Origin of the sequence: Ralstonia sp. RL (genome assembly GCF_001683835.1) — a bacterium.
In the GTDB taxonomy this organism is placed as follows: Bacteria; Pseudomonadota; Gammaproteobacteria; order Burkholderiales; family Burkholderiaceae; genus Ralstonia; species Ralstonia mannitolilytica.
In genome coordinates, this window is sequence record NZ_LWRX01000182.1 from 1 (window position 1) to 3,666 (window position 3,666).

Annotated in this window: 5 protein-coding genes and 1 pseudogene; all 6 read left to right on the forward strand. The window is 62.1% G+C overall.

Annotated features, from left to right (window positions below):
• Positions 1–388: 388 nt before the first annotated feature.
• Positions 389–817 carry an ATP synthase subunit I gene (locus A6M56_RS17730; RefSeq protein WP_373271744.1) on the forward strand — a complete coding sequence of 143 codons (429 nt, stop codon included), beginning with the start codon at positions 389–391 and terminating at the stop codon, positions 815–817.
• Positions 818–1,049: 232 nt separating this feature from the next.
• On the forward strand, positions 1,050–1,931 hold the full coding sequence (atpB, locus tag A6M56_RS17735; protein WP_045785283.1) for a F0F1 ATP synthase subunit A: 882 nt from the start codon (positions 1,050–1,052) through the stop codon (positions 1,929–1,931).
• Positions 1,932–2,011: 80 nt separating this feature from the next.
• Positions 2,012–2,278: a F0F1 ATP synthase subunit C gene (gene atpE, locus A6M56_RS17740; protein WP_003262709.1), complete on the forward strand. Its 267-nt coding sequence runs from the start codon at positions 2,012–2,014 to the stop codon at positions 2,276–2,278.
• A gap of 106 nt (positions 2,279–2,384) precedes the next feature.
• A complete protein-coding gene (locus A6M56_RS17745) occupies positions 2,385–2,855 on the forward strand; it encodes a F0F1 ATP synthase subunit B (protein WP_045785282.1) in 471 nt (156 codons plus the stop codon).
• A 2-nt stretch (positions 2,856–2,857) separates the two neighbouring features.
• A complete protein-coding gene (locus A6M56_RS17750; protein ID WP_045785281.1) occupies positions 2,858–3,394 on the forward strand; it encodes a F0F1 ATP synthase subunit delta in 537 nt (178 codons plus the stop codon).
• Positions 3,395–3,456: 62 nt separating this feature from the next.
• Positions 3,457–3,666, forward strand: a pseudogene (locus A6M56_RS17755) (F0F1 ATP synthase subunit alpha); the annotation flags it as partial.

The following is a 3,666-nucleotide window of genomic DNA, read 5'->3' on the forward strand; positions in this document are numbered from 1 at the left end:
GCAATTACCTCCGGGATCATCGACGCTGCGTCGCGTCGACACCATCATGGAATCGCCGGGATCGCGGTGTGCTCAGGTGGATTCGGGTCCCGGCCGCAGCACGGCATTGCGCGCAGCGCGCGGAACAGACCGGCGCAGGGTGCTGTCGAAGGCGCCCGCACGAGCGCACGCTTGCGCGTTGACTGGCGAATGCCATGTCCCGTAGAATCGTGCGGTTTTAAATCCGCCTGACCCAAAGCGGTGCGGCATGATGAGACACCATTCTTCCATGCAGCCAAGCGAGCGGCAACGGCCCCATTCTTACGCTTCGTTGGAAGCCGCCCGACCATCGTCGGCGCAGGATCCGAAGCGCGACGACTGGGACGATGCAGGTGAGGCGGAGCCGCCAGTGCATGTGCTGTCGCATGACGAAGCGGTCGCCCTGTTCGGCGAGCGCGCCCTGCAGGCTTCGCGCATCACGCCTTTTTCCATCGTGCTCGGCCAGGTGGCCATCACACTGCTGTGTGCGCTCGGTTGGTATATCGGCAGCTGGTTTGCAGGCACGGGGTCTGCGTCAGCCGGCGAAGCCGCGCTGTCGGCCCTGCTGGGTGGCGGCGTGTGCGTCGTGCCTTCGGCGTGGTTCGCGATGCGGCTGTCGACGGCCAGGGGTTTTGAATCCATTGCCCGCCTCGTCGTGGGCGAAGCGATTAAGGTGCTCGGCACCATCGCGCTGCTGGTGGTCGTGGTGGTGGTGTTCAAGGGACTGCACTGGGTGCCCCTGCTGATCACCCTGATCCTGGCGCTGAAGATGTACTGGGTCGGTCTGGCACTGCGCTGACCGCGACGACGGACCCAAGCCTGCGGCCATGCGGCGGGCACACGGAACATGTCAGAACACGGCAGGAACCTGTGGCAGGAGAAGCCCGGGTTCATTGCCCTGACACTCCGAACGAATAAGGTGGCGCGTTTCAGCCGCGTGCAGTCCGCGATCTCCGGGGCAACCCGTCGAGCATCGGGCGCGAACTGGAACGGATCACGAAGAATGTTTCGCAATATTGGACTGAGTCATCATGGCAACTGAAGTCGCAGAAGCCGCCGGCCACGCCGCCGAGCACGCTCTCACGCCTTCCGCGTATATCGCGGAGCATTTGCAGAATTTCAACAGCATCGGCGGCAAGCAGGCGTCGGTGGTCGACTTCTCCGTCATCAACTGGGACACGATGTTCTGGTCCGTGTTGATGGGCGCGATCGGCCTGATCTTCCTGGGCATCGCCGCACGCCGTGTCACTTCGGGCGTTCCCGGCCGCTTCCAGGCGTTTGTCGAACTCGTCGTCGAGATGGTCGACGACCAGGCCAAGGGCATCATCCACGGCGATCGTTCCTGGATTGCTCCGCTGGCGCTGATGGTCTTCGTGTGGGTCACGCTGATGAACGCGGTTGACCTCGTCCCGGTGGATTGGGTCACGGGCGTCAACCATCTGCTCGGCAGCTTCGGCCTGCACGTGCCGCACCATCGCGCAGTGGCCACGGCCGACCTGAACGGCACCTTCGGCATGTCGTTCGCCGTGCTGATCCTGATGATCTACTACAGCTTCAAGATCAAGGGCGCGGGCGGCTTCGCGCACGAGCTGTTCTCCGCTCCGTTCGGCGCCAAGTGGTACCTTGCGCCGTTCAACCTGATCCTTAACATCATCGAATTCCTCGCCAAGGCTGTGTCGCTGGGCATGCGGTTGTTCGGCAACATGTACGCGGGCGAACTGGTGTTCCTGCTGATCGCGCTGCTCGGCTCGATCTGGACGTTCGGTGCCGACTTCTCGGCGCTGGGTTTCGTGGGTCACGTGGTGGCCGGTGCAGTCTGGGCGATCTTCCACATCCTGATCGTTCTGCTGCAGGCGTTCATTTTCATGATGCTGACGCTGGTGTACATCGGCCAGGCACATGACCATCACTAAGTAGCGGTTCAGGTTCTCCGGTTCCGTTTGGTTTTTTCAAGTTCCTCAGTTCTTAGTCTTTCACGTAAAAGGGAGTCATCATGCAAGCATTTCTCGCCAACATCCAAGGTCTGACCGCCATCGGTATCGGCATCATCATCGGCCTGGGTGCCATCGGCGCCTGCCTCGGCATCGCACTGATGGGTGGCAAGTACATCGAAGCCTGCGCACGTCAGCCTGAGCTGATGAACCCGCTGCAAACCAAGATGTTCCTGCTGGCTGGCCTGATCGACGCGGCATTCCTGATCGGCGTTGGCGTGGCCATGCTGTTCGCGTTCGCCAACCCGCTGCTGTCGGTCATCAAGTAATTCTTTTCGGTCTGCATGATGCCGGAGGCGGCCTGGGATGGCGCAACGCGCAGCCCTCGCCGCTTCGTGCATTGATCCGTAGTCACAATACCGAAAGGAACACACCATGAACCTGAACGCCACACTCGTCGCGCAGATGGTCGTGTTCTTCATCCTGTGGTGGGTTGTCGCCAAATTCATTTGGCCGCCCCTGGTGAAGGCGCTCGACGAACGCGCGAAGAAAATTGCCGATGGCCTGGCCGCTGCCGATAAGGGCAAGGCCGAGCTGGAGCTGGCCAACAAGCGGGTCGAGCAGGCACTGGCCGAAGCGCGCAATGAAGGCGCGCAGCGCATCGCGGACGCCGAAAAGCGTGCGCAGATGGCCGCTGAAGAGATCAAGCAGAACGCTCAAGCCGAAGCCGCGCGCATCATCGCGCAAGCCAAGGCGGAAGCCGAGCAGCAGACCGTGCGCGCGCGTGAATCGCTGCGTGACCAGGTCGCTGTGCTGGCCGTCAAGGGCGCCGAGCAGATCCTCAAGCGTGAAGTCAATGCGCAGGTCCACGCCGATCTGCTCAATCAACTCAAGGCTGAGCTGTAATCATGGCAGAACTCGCAACCGTTGCCCGTCCGTACGCAGAGGCGCTGTTCCGCGTGGCGAAGGCCGGCAATCTGGGTGCATGGTCTGAGCTCGTGTCGGAAATGGGGCAAGTCGCTTCCGTGCCCGACATGAAGGCAGTCGCCGATGATCCGAAGCTCTCCAAAGCCGATGTGGCGGGGATCTTCCTGTCGGCGCTGAAATCTCCGGTATCGCATGAGGCGAAGGAACTCGTTGGTCTGCTGGTCGCCAACAAGCGTCTGTCGCTGCTGCCGGAAATTGCCGCGCAATTCCATGTGCTGCGGAATGCCAGCGAAGGCGCCGCCGACGTCGAGATCACCAGTGCGTTCCCGCTCGAGGGTGCGCCCCTGACCGAACTGGTCGCCACGCTCGAACGCAAGTTCGGCAAGAAGCTGCAGGCACACGTGAAGGTCGATCCGTCGTTGATCGGCGGCGTGCGCGTGCAGGTGGGCGACGAAGTGCTCGACACCTCGGTGCGCGCGCGCCTGGCGCAGATGCAGTCTGCGCTGACCGCCGCGTAATGCTGATCCGCGTGGCGCCGATGAGATCGCCCGCGGACAGATTGAAGAATTAGGAGCATTCGATGCAACTGAACCCCTCCGAGATCAGCGACATCATCAAGACCCGTATCGAGGGCTTGAAGGCTGGCGCTGACGCAAAGAACACCGGCACGGTCATCTCCGTGACGGACGGTATCTGCCGCATTCATGGCCTGTCGGGCGTGATGCAAGGCGAAATGCTGGAATTCCCGGGCAACACGTTCGGCCTCGCGCTGAACCTCGAGCGCGACTCC